The 14,525-nt window shown below is 72.7% G+C and carries 15 protein-coding genes, 1 tRNA gene and 1 pseudogene; 11 read left to right on the top strand and 6 right to left on the bottom strand.

Annotated features, from left to right (window positions below; translation table 11 throughout):
* Together ACSW7Y_RS10635 and ACSW7Y_RS10640 are read left to right on the top strand one after the other, a co-directional pair.
* Positions 1-531: pseudogene (locus tag ACSW7Y_RS10635) on the top strand (molybdenum ABC transporter ATP-binding protein); the annotation flags it as partial.
* Positions 528-1,628 carry a calcium:proton antiporter gene (locus tag ACSW7Y_RS10640; RefSeq protein WP_438126258.1) on the top strand — a complete coding sequence of 367 codons (1,101 nt, stop codon included), beginning with the start codon at positions 528-530 and terminating at the stop codon, positions 1,626-1,628. The pseudogene ACSW7Y_RS10635 and the gene ACSW7Y_RS10640, both read left to right, overlap by 4 nt.
* 142 nt (positions 1,629-1,770) lie before the next feature.
* Here the strand turns inward: ACSW7Y_RS10640 and ACSW7Y_RS10645 are convergent, their stop codons facing one another.
* The 3 genes from ACSW7Y_RS10645 to ACSW7Y_RS10655 are packed head-to-tail and all read right to left on the bottom strand — an operon-like array spanning position 1,771 to position 4,563.
* Positions 1,771-2,016, bottom strand: a complete 246-nt coding sequence (locus ACSW7Y_RS10645; protein WP_438126259.1) for a MoaD/ThiS family protein — start codon at positions 2,014-2,016, stop codon at positions 1,771-1,773.
* An 11-nt stretch (positions 2,017-2,027) separates the two neighbouring features.
* Positions 2,028-3,086 carry a GTP 3',8-cyclase MoaA gene (gene moaA / locus ACSW7Y_RS10650; RefSeq protein ID WP_438126260.1) on the bottom strand — a complete coding sequence of 353 codons (1,059 nt, stop codon included), beginning with the start codon at positions 3,084-3,086 and terminating at the stop codon, positions 2,028-2,030.
* Between the two features lie 4 nt (positions 3,087-3,090).
* Positions 3,091-4,563, bottom strand: coding sequence for a glycosyltransferase 87 family protein (locus ACSW7Y_RS10655; protein ID WP_438126261.1), 1,473 nt, complete (start codon positions 4,561-4,563; stop codon positions 3,091-3,093).
* Between the two features lie 54 nt (positions 4,564-4,617).
* Here ACSW7Y_RS10655 and ACSW7Y_RS10660 point away from each other — a divergent pair, with 54 nt between their 5' ends.
* Genes ACSW7Y_RS10660 through pheA form a run of 4 tightly spaced genes read left to right on the top strand, consistent with a single transcriptional unit; the run spans position 4,618 to position 7,956 of the window.
* Complete coding sequence (locus tag ACSW7Y_RS10660) at positions 4,618-5,925, top strand: molybdopterin-dependent oxidoreductase (RefSeq protein WP_438126262.1); 1,308 nt, start codon at positions 4,618-4,620, stop codon at positions 5,923-5,925.
* The gene (locus tag ACSW7Y_RS10665; RefSeq protein WP_438126263.1) at positions 5,922-6,377 is read left to right on the top strand and encodes a hypothetical protein; all 456 of its coding nucleotides are present in this window, start codon (positions 5,922-5,924) and stop codon (positions 6,375-6,377) included. The genes ACSW7Y_RS10660 and ACSW7Y_RS10665 overlap by 4 nt, the downstream gene beginning before the upstream one ends.
* Positions 6,378-6,386: 9 nt before the next feature.
* On the top strand, positions 6,387-6,947 hold the full coding sequence (locus ACSW7Y_RS10670) for a MarR family winged helix-turn-helix transcriptional regulator (RefSeq protein WP_438126264.1): 561 nt from the start codon (positions 6,387-6,389) through the stop codon (positions 6,945-6,947).
* A gap of 52 nt (positions 6,948-6,999) precedes the next feature.
* Positions 7,000-7,956 (top strand): prephenate dehydratase, encoded by a 957-nt coding sequence (gene pheA / locus ACSW7Y_RS10675; RefSeq protein ID WP_438126265.1) that lies wholly within the window; start codon positions 7,000-7,002, stop codon positions 7,954-7,956.
* A gap of 417 nt (positions 7,957-8,373) precedes the next feature.
* Here the strand turns inward: pheA and ACSW7Y_RS10680 are convergent, their stop codons facing one another.
* Positions 8,374-9,438 (bottom strand): diacylglycerol/lipid kinase family protein, encoded by a 1,065-nt coding sequence (locus ACSW7Y_RS10680; RefSeq protein ID WP_438126266.1) that lies wholly within the window; start codon positions 9,436-9,438, stop codon positions 8,374-8,376.
* A 128-nt stretch (positions 9,439-9,566) separates the two neighbouring features.
* On the opposite strand from ACSW7Y_RS10680, the gene serS reads away from it, so the two are divergent.
* The 3 genes from serS (at position 9,567) to ACSW7Y_RS10695 (ending at position 11,911) form a co-directional block, all read left to right on the top strand.
* Positions 9,567-10,832 (top strand): serine--tRNA ligase, encoded by a 1,266-nt coding sequence (serS, locus tag ACSW7Y_RS10685; protein ID WP_058724512.1) that lies wholly within the window; start codon positions 9,567-9,569, stop codon positions 10,830-10,832.
* Entirely contained in the window at positions 10,829-11,737 is a 909-nt protein-coding gene (locus tag ACSW7Y_RS10690; RefSeq protein ID WP_438126267.1) for an HAD family hydrolase, read from the top strand. The genes serS and ACSW7Y_RS10690 overlap by 4 nt, the downstream gene beginning before the upstream one ends.
* Positions 11,738-11,826: 89 nt before the next feature.
* Positions 11,827-11,911, top strand: a tRNA-Ser gene (locus ACSW7Y_RS10695).
* Positions 11,912-11,940: 29 nt separating this feature from the next.
* Here ACSW7Y_RS10695 and ACSW7Y_RS10700 read toward each other — a convergent pair.
* The gene (locus tag ACSW7Y_RS10700; protein ID WP_438126268.1) at positions 11,941-12,138 is read right to left on the bottom strand and encodes a hypothetical protein; all 198 of its coding nucleotides are present in this window, start codon (positions 12,136-12,138) and stop codon (positions 11,941-11,943) included.
* Between the two features lie 185 nt (positions 12,139-12,323).
* Positions 12,324-13,151: a LuxR C-terminal-related transcriptional regulator gene (locus ACSW7Y_RS10705; RefSeq protein ID WP_438126269.1), complete on the bottom strand. Its 828-nt coding sequence runs from the start codon at positions 13,149-13,151 to the stop codon at positions 12,324-12,326.
* 110 nt (positions 13,152-13,261) lie between these two features.
* Between ACSW7Y_RS10705 and hxlB the strand changes: the two genes are divergently transcribed.
* Together hxlB and hxlA are read left to right on the top strand one after the other, a co-directional pair.
* On the top strand, positions 13,262-13,834 hold the full coding sequence (gene hxlB / locus ACSW7Y_RS10710) for a 6-phospho-3-hexuloisomerase (protein WP_438126270.1): 573 nt from the start codon (positions 13,262-13,264) through the stop codon (positions 13,832-13,834).
* A gap of 23 nt (positions 13,835-13,857) precedes the next feature.
* On the top strand, positions 13,858-14,496 hold the full coding sequence (gene hxlA, locus ACSW7Y_RS10715; protein ID WP_400412690.1) for a 3-hexulose-6-phosphate synthase: 639 nt from the start codon (positions 13,858-13,860) through the stop codon (positions 14,494-14,496).
* Positions 14,497-14,525: the final 29 nt, after the last annotated feature.

Consider the following 14,525-nt stretch of genomic DNA (forward strand, 5'->3'; position numbering starts at 1 on the left):
GTCCGCGCGGCCCTCGCCACCGCGGCCACCGGACGCCCGACGCTGCTCGTGTCGCACGACCCCGTGGAGGTGATGGGCCTCGCGCACCGAGTCGTCGTGATCGAGGCCGGCCGCGTCGTGGACGAGGGCACCCCCGACGAGGTCCTCGGACGTCCACGAAGCGCCTTCGCCGCCCGGTTCTCCGGCCTGGTGACGGTCCCCGGGCGGGCGACCACGGGTGGGGTGGTGACCGCTGACGGCGGTGAGCTGGCGTCGACGGCGCACGCCGTGCCTCCCGGCCGATCCGCCCTCGCCGCCTACCACCCGACGGCCGCGCTGCTGACGCGGGACGACGACGGAGCGGGGCGTCGCCTCGACGCCGTCGAACCGCGGGACGGCCTCGTCCGGGTGCGGGCCGGCGAGCTCGTCGTGGACGTCACGCTGACGCGGTTCGCGGCACTCGGACTCGCCGTCGGCGACACCTGTCGCATCCGCGTCCCCGCCGACGAGGTGGTGGTCTACGAGCCGGACGGTGGGAGGATCGTCGGATGACCTCCTGGATCGGCAAGGCCTGGCCCGTCGCGGTACCCGTCGTCGCGGCGGTCGTCCTGGCGCTGACCTTCGGCCGGTACGGACTGGGCACGGCGGTCGTCGTGCTCGTCGCCGTCGTCCTCGCCGCGACGGTCCTCGCCGCAGTCCACCACGCCGAGGTCGTCGCGCACCGGGTGGGGGAGCCGTTCGGGTCGCTCGTCCTCGCCGTCGCCGTCACGATCATCGAGGTCGCGCTCATCATCGCGCTGTCGAGCTCGGGTGGGGCGAAGGCCGAGACACTCGCGCGTGACACGGTCTTCTCGGCGGTGATGATCACGATGAACGGGCTCGTCGGGCTGGCGATCCTCATCGGGACGATCCGGCACCACACCGTCCGGTTCAACCAAGAGGGCGCCTCCGCGGCGACGATGACGGTCGCCGCGCTGGCGGTCCTGACGCTCGTGCTGCCGACCTTCACCACCGGGACGGACAACGCCTCGTTCACCGGCGTGCAGCTCGTGTTCGTGGCGATCGCGTCCCTCGCGCTCTACGGACTGTTCGTCTTCACCCAGACGATCGCGCACCGGGACTTCTTCCTGCCGGTGGGTCCGGGATCGCGGACGGCTCCCGACGACGAGACCGCACACGCGGCGACCCCGACCGGCCGGCAGACGCTGGTGTCGCTCGGCCTGCTGCTCCTCGCGCTCGTCGCCGTCGTCGGCCTGGCGAAGGTGGAGTCACCGGCGATCGAGGCAGGCGTCGCCGCGGTCGGGTTCCCGCCGTCGTTCGTCGGTGTCGTGATCGCCCTGCTCATCCTGCTGCCGGAGGGGATCGCGGCGTCGAAAGCCGCGGCCCGGAACCGGATCCAGACGAGCCTCAACCTCGCGATGGGGTCCGCCATGGCGTCGATCGGTCTCACGATCCCGTCGATCGCGGTGGCGTCGCTGTTCATGCCCGGGACGCTGCTGCTCGGGCTCGGGTCGGCGCAGATCGTGCTGCTCGCGCTGACGATCGTCGCAGCGGTGCTGACCGTGCTGCCCGGGCGCGCGACGCGGCTGCAGGGCGGGGTGCACCTCGTGATCTTCGCGGCGTTCATCGTGCTGTCGATCGCGCCGTAGCGCGGGCGACCGCCGCCGGGCCGTGCGGGCGGCCGCTTCGAGGCCGCGGGCGAGCGCCCGAGTCGCGCGGGTGACCGGCGTGGGGTCGCGCGGGCGACCGGCGTCGGGTCGCGCGGGTGACCGGCGTCGGGTCGAGTGGGTGTCAGCCGCCGGCGAACGGCGGCATGACGTCGACCGTCCCGACCCCGACGAGCGAGGTCGACCGGTCCCGCGTGCTGACGCCGTCGACGAGGAACGAGCACCGCTCCACCAGCGCTGCCCACCGTGCGGGGTCCGACGCCGAGACCGCGGCCAGCGCCTGGTCGAGCGAGGCATCCGGCAGCGACGCCACGTCGACCGCGACCTCGTCCGCACCGACGGCAGCCCGTGCCGCCGCGAAGAACCGCACCGTCGTCACCGTCAGCCCCCGATCGCGCTCATGCCCCGCGTCGGGTGCACGAGGTCGTCGCTGTCGTCGCCGTGGTCCCGGGGCTTCGCCCACATGGCCCGCTGCCAGAGTGCGGCGACCTCGTCGTCCGTCGCGCCCGACCGCATGGGACCGAGCACGTCCGTCTCGTCGTCGGAGAACAGGCAGCTCCGGACGTGGCCGTCGGCGGTGAGCCGGGTGCGGGTGCAGTCGGCACAGAAGGACTCGGTGATGCTCGCGATGATCCCGATCGTGCCGAGCTCCTCGCCGAGGGTGCCGTCGGCGTCGCGCGCGAGCACCCGGAACCGTTCGGCCGGTGCACCGTCGCGCGGAGCCTCGTCGGGGACCAGCCCGAACGAGGTCGAGAGCACCGCGCGGGTCTCGGCGGCGGTGATCATCGTCGAGCGCTCCCAGGCGTGGTCGCTGTCGAGCGGCATCTGCTCGATGAACCGGAGTTCGTAGCCCCGCTCGAGGCACCAGCGCATGAGCTCCGGCGCGAGGTGGTCGTTCACCCCGCGGAGCAGCACCGCGTTCACCTTGATCGCGAGGCCGGCGTCGTGGGCGGCCTGCAGCCCGGCGATGACCTTGTCGAGGAACGGCCGCCGGGTGACCTCGGTGAAGACGTCCGGGTCGACGGTGTCGAGCGACACGTTCACCCGACGGAGTCCTGCGGCGTACAGCGCGGCCGCCCGGTGCGCCAGGCCGATCGCGTTCGTCGTCAGGGACAGCTCCGGGGCATCCGGCAGTGCGGCGCACCGGGCGATCACGTCGACGAGGTCGTGCCGCAGCATCGGCTCGCCGCCCGTGAAGCGGACCTTCCGGACGCCGAACCGCGCGGTCCCGAGCCGGACGAGTCGTTCGATCTCCGCCGCCGTCATCAAGGCGTCGTCCGGGGCGAACGGCAGGCCCGCGGCGGGCATGCAGTAGGTGCAGCGGAGGTTGCAGCGCTCGGTCAGCGAGACCCGCAGGTCGACGGCACGGCGGCCGAAGCGGTCGACCAGGGCGTCCGGAGCGGGAGCGCCGGTCGAGCCGAGCAGGGTCGCGGGAGGCATGGCGTCAGCGTACGTCCTCCGTCGACCGCCCACCTGACGACATCGCGGGTGCGTGCGCTGCGCGGCCGTCGCGGAACAGCAGGCGGTCGCGCCACCGGGCCCAGTCGGAGCGGCTCGTGCGGGCGAGGGTGCCGACCACGACGACGAGCACGGCCGCGGCGAGCCACCACCGGTAGGCGGGGGTCGACGGCCAGACCCCGCGCAGGGCGATCGCGAGTCCGATCGACAGCCACTCCCATCGGCCGGAGAGCACCACGAACGGGATGAGCAGCAGCGCGTACCAGGGGTAGCGGGGCGTCACGGCGAGGAACGTCACGCCGATGAGCAGCACCTCGCCCGACCACGGTGCCGCCGGGTCGGCCAGGCGCCAGGCGACGTACGCCGCGAGCAGCACGAGCAGCCCGACGAGGACCGTGCCGGCGTCACCGGGGAACACCAGCGACACGAGGGCGAAGCGGGACCCGTCCTCGTAGCCCTCCTCCGACAGGTAGCCGGGCAGGTACCCGAGCACCTTCGGCCCGGTCGAGCTGACGTACGGCACGTACAGCAGCGCGAACACGGCGATGCCGACCGGGATCGCCCACCAGTGCCGACGTCTGCCGAGGAGCGGCGGGTAGACGAGCGCGGGGATGAGCTTCGACGCGGTCGCGGCTCCGAGCGCGATGCCGCCCCAGACCGGCCGTCCGAACGCCACGAGCACCGCTCCCGCGGTCGCCAGCGCGGCCCCGAGGGCGTCGACGTGGGAGTTCGTGACCGCCTCGGAGGCCACGAGCGGCGACCACGCCCAGAGCGCCGCCCACCAGACCGGACGGCCCGTGCGCCGCAGCACCGCGACGAGTCCGACGGTGACGCCGAGCGAGAGCAGCAGCCCCGCGACCTGGAACGGCATGTACTGCGCGGTCGCCGGGACGAACGCGCGCACGAGTGCGAACCACAGTTGGGCCATCGGCGGGTAGATCGTCACGACGTCCGGGCGGTTGATCGCCACGCAGTGCCCGTCGGCGCCGTCCCCGAGCCCCCGGAACCGCGGTTCGATCGGCTTGCAGGTGCCGTCGACCTTATCGGGGAACAGCCACTCGGGCCGGAGCCCCGCGAGCGCCTCGGACTGCGGGGTGTGCGCGTACGGTGAGATCCCGGCGTGCTGCACGATGCCGTCCCAGGCGTACCGGGCAGAGTCGGTGCTGGTGTTCGGCGGACCCGCGAGCGCGGCGAGCCCGACCACCAGCCCACCGCCGACGACGAGCCACGTCGCCCACCGGGCGGGTACGAACCGCAGCGCGAGCACCGACGCTGCGAACACCGTCCAAGCGATCAGGGTCCACGCGACGAATGGGGAACGATGACCAGCTCGGAGGAACCCCAGATGCGTGACGCCGTAGGCGACGACGCCCGCCAGGGCGAGCACCCCGACGACCGCCAGCACGGTCGACACCAGCGCGGTGGACGGGAGTCGGCCGGGGCGGAGACGTTCACTCATGGTGGGTCGAGGCTAGCGACGGTCCGGCGGCTGCTCCTGGATGCACGATCCGCGATGGCGTCGCCGAACCGGAACGCCCGCTCGGCCGTGGTCCTCGGTCGTCTGCTCGGCATCGCGTTCCTCGTGTGCTTCGGCACCGGCGTCTACAGCTACTTCCTCCAGCAGCCGCTCCCGGGCATGCGGTTCGCGACCCGTCCGGTGCAGCTCTACCAGTTCACGCAGGGCCTCCACATCACCGCGGGGATCGCGATCATCCCGCTGCTCCTCGCGAAGCTCAACGCGGTGATGCCGGCGCTCGCGCAGACCCCGCCGGTGCGTGGGTTCCTGCACCTCCTCGAGCGGCTGTCCATCGCCGTGCTCGTGTCGGCGGCGATCGTGCAGGTCGTCACCGGGCTGCTCAACACGTACCAGTGGTACCCGTGGCCGTTCCCGTTCAAGCAGGTGCACAACGCGCTGGCGTACGTGATCATCGGTTCGCTCATCGTGCACGTCGCGGTCAAGCTGCGGGTGATCGCGCGGTACTGGCGGTCGCGCGACTCCTACGACGAGCACGGCCGGTTCGTGCCGGACGCATCGGTGGGCAGCGAGCTGCTGCCGCCGGCGGTCGACCGGGAGGCGCGGCTCGACCCCGCCACGGACCACCCGGGCCGGCAGGCGGTCACCTCCTACCCCCGCGGTCTCACCGGTCGTCTGCTCCGCTGGGTCGACGGCGCTCCCGCGCCGTCGGCGGAGGCGGAGGCGGAGGCGACCGACGGACGACGGCAGCGGATCGCCCGACGCGGGTTCTTCGCCGGGGTGACCGCCGCGACGGTCGGCGTCGTCGCCCTCACCGCCGGCCAATCGAGCACCCTCGCCGAGCCGTTCAACGTGTTCGGCGCACGCCAGCGACACCGTGGCCCGAACGACCTGCCCGTCAACCGGACGGCTCGAGCGGCGGGGGTCCTCGCGACCGCGACCGCCGCGGACTGGACGCTCACGGTGGTCGGGCCGGCCGTCAGCCGGACGTTCTCACGCGCCGAGCTCGTCGCACTCGGGACGGCGCAGGCCGAGCTCCCCATCGCGTGCGTCGAGGGCTGGAGCCAGATGGCGACCTGGCGGGGCGTCCGGATGCGCGACCTGCTCCGGGCCGTCCAGGCGGAGCCGGGGTCGCAGGTGCGGGTGACGAGCCTCGAACGGCACGGCGGCTACCGGATCATGGACATGGGACCGGAGTACGCGGAGGACCCGACGACGCTCGTGGCCCTCGAGCTGAACGGGGCGACGCTCGACCTCGACCACGGGTTCCCGGCGCGCATCATCGCTCCCGGGCGGCCGGGCGTGCTGCAGACGAAGTGGATCGAGAAGATCGAGGTGATCGCATGAGGGCTGCGCGGATCGTGCTCGTCGTGCTCGGAGTCCTGGTGATGGCGTTCGGCGCGTACGTCCTCGTGACGACCGTGCGACCGAACCGGATCTGGGGGCTCGCGACCTGGCTGCTCGGCGCGGTGGTCCTGCACGACGCCGTGCTCTCGCCCTTCGTCGTGGGTGCCGGTCTCCTGCTCCGCCGGACCGGGCGCTCGATCCGGGCCTGGATGCTCGTGGTCGTGCAGTCCGCGGTCGTGCTCGGGAGCGTCCTGGCCCTCGTGGTGCTGCCGGAGATCGCGGCCAAGGCACACGGGCAGAAGAACCCGACGGTCCTGCCGTTCGACTACGGGGTGCGGCTCGCGATCGTCGAGGGCGCGCTGCTGCTCGTCGTCGTCGCGGTGCTCGTGGTCGGCGTGAGGATGTCGAGGAGTCGTCCACGCGCACTGGTTGAACCGACAACCATTCGGTAGACTCAGCACATGCCCGAGCCGACCGACGACACCCCGTGGCTCGACCGCGCGCAGCTCCGCGCGTGGATGAAGCTCGTCGCGGTCATGGAGCTCCTCCCGGCGGCGCTCGACCAGCAGCTCCAGCGTGACGCCGACCTGACGCACTTCGACTACATGGTCATCGCCATGCTCTCCGAGACGGAGCCGCGGACGCTGCGGATGTCCGCCCTGGCGTCGGCGACGAACGCGTCGCTACCCCGACTGTCGCACGTGGTCTCGCGGCTCGAGAAGCGCGGGCTCGTCGCGCGCTGCCCGTCCACGGAGGACCGCCGGGCGACCGACGTCCGGCTGACCGACGACGGCTACGCGGCCATCGTCGAGGCGGCGCCGCAGCACGTGCGCACCGCGCGGACGTTCGTCATCGACGCCCTGACCGACGAGCAGGTGCGGCAGCTCGACGCCATCACGCAGGCGCTGCTCGGCCGGCTCGACCCCGAGGGGCGCTTCGCGGCGCTGACCTACCCGCGCGACGACGACGCCCCGACGATCTGCGAGGAGCGGCTCACCGGGCAGGAGCGGGCGCTGCAGTAGGCAGGCGCCCGCGGCGGCCGGGCAGGCGCTCGCGCTGCAATAGGCTCACCGCATGAACGCGCCCGCCGAGCCCTCCGACACGTACTCCTACCTCGGACCGGCCGGCACGTTCACCGAGGCGGCCCTCAAGCTCGTCGAGGCCGCAGCCGGCAAGCCCTGGCGCAGCGTGAACAACGTCGGCGAGGCCCTCGACGACGTCATGAGCGGCCGGTCGGTCGGCGCCGTCATCGCGATCGAGAACAGCGTCGACGGCGGGGTCAGCGCGACGCAGGACGCCCTCGCCCGGATCCCCGGCGTGCGGATCGTGGGGGAGTACCTCGTCCCCGTCGACTTCGTCCTCGTCGCACGGCACGGCACCACCCTCGCCGACGTGCACACCGTCAACGCCCACCCGGTCGCGTACGCCCAGACGCACCAGTGGCTCGAGCAGCACCTCCCCGGGCACGGGCACATCCCGGCGTCCTCGAACGTCGCCGCCGCCGTGTCCCTGCTCGACGAGCACCCCACCGCGGACGCCGCCGTCGCGCCCCCCGGGATCACCGACCACCACGACCTCGCGGTGCTGGCGTCCTCCATCGGGGACAACGCCTCGGCCGTGACACGGTTCGTGCTCGTGTCGAAGACGCTGGCGCTGCCCGAGCCGACCGGTGCCGACAAGACGAGCGTGATCGTCGAGCTGCCGAGCGAGCACCCGGGCGCCCTCGTCGACATGCTCGAGCAGTTCGCGACGCGGGGCATCAACATGGGGCTGCTGTCCTCGCGGCCGATCGGCGACGAGCTCGGTCGCTACCGCTTCGTCATCGACCTCGACGGGCACGTGCGCGACGAGCGGGTGGCGGACGCGCTGCTCGGTCTCCGGCGGTTCAGCCCGCGCGTGACGTTCCTCGGGTCGTACCCGCGGGCCGACGGGCAGCGCCCCGAGGTGCCCGCGCGCTACTCGGACGAAGCGTTCGTCGAGGCGCGGGACTGGCTGCGCGCGATCGTCTCCGGCGAGCCCGACGCGCGGTAGCCCTCCGCGGGTGCGGCTGCGGCTTTGGGGCGCGCACGGTGCGAGGCGCGCACGGTGCGGGGCAGCGAGGGTCCGCGGCGCGCACGGTGCGAGGGCACGTCCGGACGGTGCGGGGTTGCACGCAGGGTGCGATGGCGTGAGCCTCGCACCACGTGCGGAACCTCACACGGTCGCGCTCGTCGGAAGGCGCCGGCGCGAGCGCCGTGCGCGAAACCCTGCAGGCTCCGCGGGTCGGGGCAGCGAGGGTCCGTGGCGCGCACGGTGCGAGGGCATGTCCGGACGGTGCGAGGTTGCACCCAGGGTGCGATGGCGTGAGCCTCGCACCACGTGCGGATCCTCGCACGGTCGTGCCGTCGTCGACGCACGCGCACGCGCACGCGCGGACGCGCCCGCCGCCCCGCGCGGCCCGCCCGCGCCCTACGGGACCTGGCGCGAGCCGTGCCGGTCGTCGCCGGGCTTCGGCACGCGGACCCGGAGGCCCAGCGGGTCGATGCGCGAGCGGAACGCCACGATCTTCCCCACCGGGTCGCCGTCCACCTCGAACTCGTCCGGCCGCTCGAGCCGCGCCGTGAACTCCTGCCCGCGGAGGTACCGCAGCGGGCGTTCCTCGCGCGAGGCCGTCACGAGCTTCTGCCCGACGACCGTGTTCGCGAGCGACGACCGCCGGAACGTGCGGAGGATCCCGTTCTCCCAGAACACCCGCGCACCGATGCGGACCCAGCCGAAGAACCCGCGCGGCCGCATCACGGCGATGTCGAACACACCGTCGTCGATCTCGGCGTCGGGCAGCAGGATCGCCCCGGCCTGGAGCTGCCCACAGTTCCCGACGATGAGCGAGTGCGCCCGCGCCGAGTGGTTGCCCTCGTCGTCGAGCTGGTAGCGGAACTCGAACGCGTCGGCGTCGCGTACCGAGCGGAACAGGGAGTCCACGTACGCCAGCCACCCGACGCGCTTCTTCAGCTCGGGACGGGTGTTCGCGAGCATCCGGGCGTCGAGCCCGAGGCCGGCCATCACGAGGAAGCCGAACTTCTCGCGCTCGCCGCCGTCGCGCTCGACCGTGAGGGTGCCGAAGTCGATCGGGCGGTCGTCGCCGTGGAAGATCGTCCGTGCGCTCGCCTGCAGGTCGTCGAGCGGCAGCTTCATGTTGCGGGCGAGCAAGTTGCCCGTCCCGCTCGGCAGCAGGGCGAGGGCCGCGTCGGACCCGTGCACCACCTCTGCCACCGCCCGCACGGTGCCGTCACCACCCGCGGCCGCGACGACGTCCGCCCCGGCCTCGAGCGCAGCGCGGGTCATGCCGCCGCCCGGGTCCTCCTCCGTGGTCTCGAACCACAGGGTCTCGGCCCAGCCAGCGTCCCGCTGCAGCTGCTCGATCGTCTGCTTGAGGGTCGGCAGGTGCACCTTGACCGGGTTGTAGACGACGGCGGCCGTCTGCTGCTCGGTCTGGAGGGCGTCCGCAGGCGCGGTCTCCGAAGGGGTCGACATGCTGCCACGCTACCGACCGGATGCTGCGAGGGGATGCCGGGACGGCCATGAACCGGCCGGGAGGCGCGGTGCGGGCCCGCCACGGGCCTCCAGGCCGGCTCCTGGTGCGGCCCCCTTAGGATGGTGCGGTGATCGACCCCCAGCTGTTGCGTGACAACCCGGACGTCATCAAGGCCTCGCAGGAGGCGCGCGGCGCGTCCGTCGACGTCGTCGACGACGCCGTCGCCGCGGACGCGGCGAGGCGGAGCGCGATCACCTCGTTCGAGTCCCTCCGTGCCGAGCAGAACGCCTTCGGCAAGACGGTCGCGAAGGCCCCGAAGGACGAGAAGGCCGCGCTCGTGCAGCAGGCCCAGGCGCTCGCCGCGCAGGTGAAGGAGGCGCAGGCCACGGTCACCGAGGCCGAGGACGCGTTCAACCAGGTCGTCCGGTCGATCCCGAACGTCGTGCTGCCGGACGTGCCCAAGGGTGGCGAGGACGACTTCGTCACGCTCCGCACCGTCGGCACCAAGCCCGAGTTCGACTTCGAGCCGAAGGACCACGCCGACCTCGGTGAGCACCTCGGCATCATCGACATCCCGCGCGGCGTCAAGGTCTCCGGCTCGCGCTTCTACTTCCTCCGCGGCCTCGGCGCCCGGCTCGAGATCGCCCTGATGTCGCTCGGTCTCGACCGGGCCGTCGCCGCCGGGTTCGAGCCGCTCATCACGCCGACGCTCGTCCGCCCGGAGACCATGGCCGGCACCGGGTTCCTCGGGGAGCACGCCGCCGAGGTGTACCGCCTCGAAGCCGACGACCTCTACCTCACGGGCACGAGCGAGGTCGCCCTCGCCGGCTTCCACGCCGACGAGATCCTCCCGCTCGCGGAGGGCGAGGCGCACCGCTACGCCGGCTGGTCGACCTGCTACCGCCGCGAGGCCGGGTCGGCGGGCAAGGACAACCGCGGCATCCTCCGCGTGCACCAGTTCAACAAGCTCGAGATGTTCTCCTACGTCCACCCGGACCAGGCCGAGGCCGAGCACGAGAAGCTCGTCGGGTACCAGGAGTCGATGCTCCAGGACCTCGGCCTGCACTACCGCGTGATCGACGTCGCCGGCGGAGACCTCGGCACGAGTGCCGCGCGCAAGTTCGACATCGAGGCGTGGGTCCCGACGCAGGGCACCTTCCGCGAGCTCACCTCGACGTCGAACTGCACGACGTTCCAGGCCCGTCGCCTCGACATCCGGTACCGCACTGAGTCGGGCAAGACCGCGCCCGTCGCGACCCTCAACGGCACGCTGGCGACCACGCGGTGGATCGTCGCCATCCTCGAGACGCACCAGCAGGCCGACGGGTCGGTCGTCGTGCCCGAGGTGCTCCGGCCGTACCTCGGTGGCGTCGAGGTGATCGAGCCCCGATGACCTCCCACGAGCGGTTCGTCGACGGATCCGGTGACGGTGGCGCCGCGGCGCCCGGTACCGCTGCCGCCGCCGGACCTGCCGCCGCTGGTGGCGCTGCCCCGGCGCGGACGAAGCGCTGGCTCGTCGCGCTCGACATCGACGGCACGACCATGCGCGAGGACGGCGTCATCACCGACACCGTGATCGCCGCCGTCCGTGACGCCGAAGCCGCGGGGCACGAGGTCATGCTGTCCACCGGTCGCAGCGAGAGCATGACCGTCCCGCTGCTCGACACCCTCGGCATCCGTCCGAAGTACCTCGTCGTCGCCAACGGTGCCCTCACCCTCCGCCGACGTGAGGACGGCACCTACGAGCACGCCCACGTCGAGCGGTTCGACCCGACCGAGGTGCTGCAGACGATCCACGGAGCCCTCGCCGATGCAGCGTTCGGCGTCGAGGACGAGGACGGCCACTTCCTGCTGTCCGGCAACTTCCCCGACGACACCATGACCGTGCAGGGCGAGCACGTCCCGTTCGAGCAGTTGCTCGGCGTCGAGGCGACCCGCGTCGTCGTCATCTCTCCCGGGCACGACACCGAGGACTTCCTGCAGGTCGTCGAGCGGATGGGGCTGCACAAGGTCTCGTACTCGGTCGGCTGGACCTCGTGGCTCGACATCGCTCCCGAGGGCGTGACGAAGGCCACCGCGATGGAGCGGGTCCGCGAGTGGCTCGACATCCCGCGCTCCCGGGTGTTCGCCGCGGGTGACGGTCGGAACGACATCGACATGCTGCGGTGGGCGTCGACCTCGGGCCGCGGGGTCGCGATGGGCCAGGCGCCGGACGACGTGGTCGACGCGGGCAACGAGCTCACCGGCGGCGTCACCGACGACGGGCTCGCCGCGGCGCTCGACACGCTGCCGCGGTAGCGCCTGGCGCACGTCGCCTCGCTCGCCGTCCTGGAGGCCTGCTAGACTTCCCGGGACGCGATCACGTCTCGCCACGTGGTCGCGTCACTGGAGGGTTGTCCGAGCGGCCGATGGAGCCTGTCTTGAAAACAGGTGGGCAGTGATGTCTCGTGGGTTCGAATCCCACACCCTCCGCCGAGAGCTCGCCGCGACCGGTCGGCTCCTCAGCGTGACCGCGCCGGGGCCGACGCGCGATCGTCGTTGGCAGGTGATGCTTCCGGCGCGTCCTCGGTGAGCACGACGTCGGTCAGCGACAGCGCGTGGCCGATCACCTCGGCGAGGACGACCGCCGCGCACCCGACGAGGACGTACGTCCACCCGCCGAGTCGCTCGCGCAACGACCGGCTCGATCTCGACGGCATGTCGTGGCCTCTCGGTCGTGTGCGGTCGCAGGCGGTCCCGAGCGGTCGCGGGCGGTTCCGTGCGGTCGGTCGTCGGTCGTCTCCGAAGTGATCGAACCACGATGCTCGCCGCACAGCCGTCGACGACGGGGCTGGTGCGGAAAGTGCACGATGGACGCCGCCCCCTGGGTCGTCGTCTCGCCGGGTCAGCCCCGCACGCTGAAGGCCGCGAGCTCCGCGCGGGTGCGGGCCCCGTGCTTCCGGAGCAGGTTCGCCACGTGGTACTTCACCGTGTTGACGCTGATGCCGAGCCCCTCGGCGATCTCCCGGTTCCCGACGCCGGTCGCCACGAGCCGCAGCACGTCGCGCTCCCGCGCGGTGAGGTCGGAGTCGTCCGGCACGTCGAGCGCGGTCGGCGAGGGGTCGAGCGGGAGCGCGATGTCGAGCGTCGAACCCCAGCCCGGCGTCGAGTCCACCGTGAGGGTGCCGTCGAGGGCGACGACGCGCTCGGCGATCGGCCGCACGGCGTCGTCGTGGGCGTCGAGCGTGCCGGCGCCGTCGTCACGGAGCTGCATGAGGAGGTTCCGGCCGTCGCAGTCCCACTGGATGCGCACCCGCCGCGCTGCCCCGTCGTCGACGAGCGCGAGGACGGCGGTCCGGACGATCGCGCGGGCGCTGTGGGCGACATCCCCGGGCAGGGCGCGACCGGTGACGGGCGGCTCGACGAACTGCACGTCGAGGTCGCCGAAACGCACGAGCGGACGGAGGTCGGCGCGGAGTCGGGAGAACGCGCCGGTCACGGGTTCGAGGAGGGTGCTGCGCTGCCGATCGCTCGACGTCCGGAGCTCGACGAGCGCCGCCGAGGCGATCTCGACGGCCTCGGCGCGGGCGGCAGCGTCGGAGAGCCTGCTCGAGCGGAGGGCGGCGAGCACGGACTCGAGCGTCAGCGCGTGCCGGTCCGCCGTCTCGGCGACGGTCCGGGCGTGCTCGGCGGCGGCCGTCCGGCTGGCTGGAGCATGCGCGTCGGATCCCACACGCCGAACCTACCCGGTCCCACCCGAACGGACCGCCCCACCCGATCGGACGGGACGACCGTGCGCCCGAGCGGCTCCGGACACCGAGCCGCCAGGGCAGCATCGGACCCATGCCCACCACCACCGTCGCGGACGCCCTCGGCACGATCGGGAGCGAGCTGCAGGACCTCGTCACAGCCCTCCGCTCGGCGGACCCGGCCACCAACGAGCGTGCCCTCACGCTGCTCGCCGACGCCGACCGGGTCTTCGTGCACGGCGCCGGCCGCTCGGGCCTCGCGCTCCGGATGACCGCGATGCGCCTCATGCACCTCGGACTCGTCGTGCACGTCGTCGGCGAGGTCACGACGCCCGCGATCCGCGAGGGCGACCTGCTCCTCGTCGCGAGCGGTTCGGGCACGACCCGCGGGATCGTCGAGGCGGCGCGCACCGCAGCCGGCGTCGGCGCCCGAGTGCTCGCCGTCAGCACGACGGACGACGCACCGCTGTCCGAGGTCGCCGACACCACGCTCGTGGTCCCGGCGGCGACGAAGACCGACCGCTCCGGGACGGCCTCGGCGCAGTACGCCGGGAGCCTCTTCGAGCAGGCCGTCGTCCTGCTCGGGGATGCCCTGTTCCACGCGCTCTGGCAGCGCAGCGGACACTCCGCCGACGACCTGTGGCCCCGCCACGCCAACCTCGAATGATCCACCACCGGAAGGACACCACCATGCAGCTCCAGTTCGCCATGGACACCCTGACCACCGAGCACGCCCTCGAACTCGCCGGCAAGGCCGCGCCGTACGTCGACGTCATCGAGCTCGGCACGCCCCTCATCAAGAGCGCCGGCCTCTCCGCGATCACCGCGGTCAAGGAGGCGCACCCGGACAAGATCGTCTTCGCGGACCTCAAGACGATGGACGCCGGCGAACTCGAGGCCGACATCGCCTTCCAGGCCGGCGCGGACCTCGTGACCGTCCTCGGCGTCGCCGGTGACAGCACGATCGCGGGTGCCGTCAAGGCCGCGAAGCAGCACGGCAAGGGCATCGTCGTCGACCTCATCGGTGTGCCGGACAAGGCGGCCCGGGCGAAGGAGGTCACCGCGCTCGGCGTCGAGTTCGTCGAGATGCACGCCGGGCTCGACGAGCAGGCCGAGGAGGGCTTCACGTTCGAGACGCTGCTGCGCGACGGCGAGGCCTCCGGTGTCGACTTCTCGGTCGCAGGTGGCATCACGACCGACACGATCGCCGCCGTCCAGGCGTCGGGCGCCCGCGTCGCGGTCGCGGGCAGCGCGATCTACAGCGCCGACGACGTCGCCGCGGCGGCGTCCGCCCTGCGTGACGCGATCACGGAGCCGGCAGCGGCCTGATCGTCACCACTCCACGGACTGGAGGCTCG

This window comes from Curtobacterium flaccumfaciens (assembly GCF_051548005.1).
Classification (GTDB): domain Bacteria; phylum Actinomycetota; class Actinomycetes; order Actinomycetales; family Microbacteriaceae; genus Curtobacterium.

Excerpts from the sequence above, each read along its gene's own strand:
- ACSW7Y_RS10640 (WP_438126258.1), top strand. The coding sequence starts at position 528 with ATGACCTCCTGGATCGGCAAGGCCTGGCCCGTCGCGGTACCCGTCGTC.
- hxlB (WP_438126270.1), top strand. The coding sequence starts at position 13,262 with ATGCCCACCACCACCGTCGCGGACGCCCTCGGCACGATCGGGAGCGAG.
- ACSW7Y_RS10680 (WP_438126266.1), bottom strand. The coding sequence starts at position 9,438 with ATGTCGACCCCTTCGGAGACCGCGCCTGCGGACGCCCTCCAGACCGAG.
- ACSW7Y_RS10655 (WP_438126261.1), bottom strand. The coding sequence starts at position 4,563 with ATGAGTGAACGTCTCCGCCCCGGCCGACTCCCGTCCACCGCGCTGGTG.
- pheA (WP_438126265.1), top strand. The coding sequence starts at position 7,000 with ATGAACGCGCCCGCCGAGCCCTCCGACACGTACTCCTACCTCGGACCG.
- moaA (WP_438126260.1), bottom strand. The coding sequence starts at position 3,086 with ATGCCTCCCGCGACCCTGCTCGGCTCGACCGGCGCTCCCGCTCCGGAC.
- ACSW7Y_RS10670 (WP_438126264.1), top strand. The coding sequence starts at position 6,387 with ATGCCCGAGCCGACCGACGACACCCCGTGGCTCGACCGCGCGCAGCTC.
- ACSW7Y_RS10665 (WP_438126263.1), top strand. The coding sequence starts at position 5,922 with ATGAGGGCTGCGCGGATCGTGCTCGTCGTGCTCGGAGTCCTGGTGATG.
- ACSW7Y_RS10700 (WP_438126268.1), bottom strand. The coding sequence starts at position 12,138 with ATGCCGTCGAGATCGAGCCGGTCGTTGCGCGAGCGACTCGGCGGGTGG.
- ACSW7Y_RS10660 (WP_438126262.1), top strand. The coding sequence starts at position 4,618 with ATGGCGTCGCCGAACCGGAACGCCCGCTCGGCCGTGGTCCTCGGTCGT.
- hxlA (WP_400412690.1), top strand. The coding sequence starts at position 13,858 with ATGCAGCTCCAGTTCGCCATGGACACCCTGACCACCGAGCACGCCCTC.
- ACSW7Y_RS10690 (WP_438126267.1), top strand. The coding sequence starts at position 10,829 with ATGACCTCCCACGAGCGGTTCGTCGACGGATCCGGTGACGGTGGCGCC.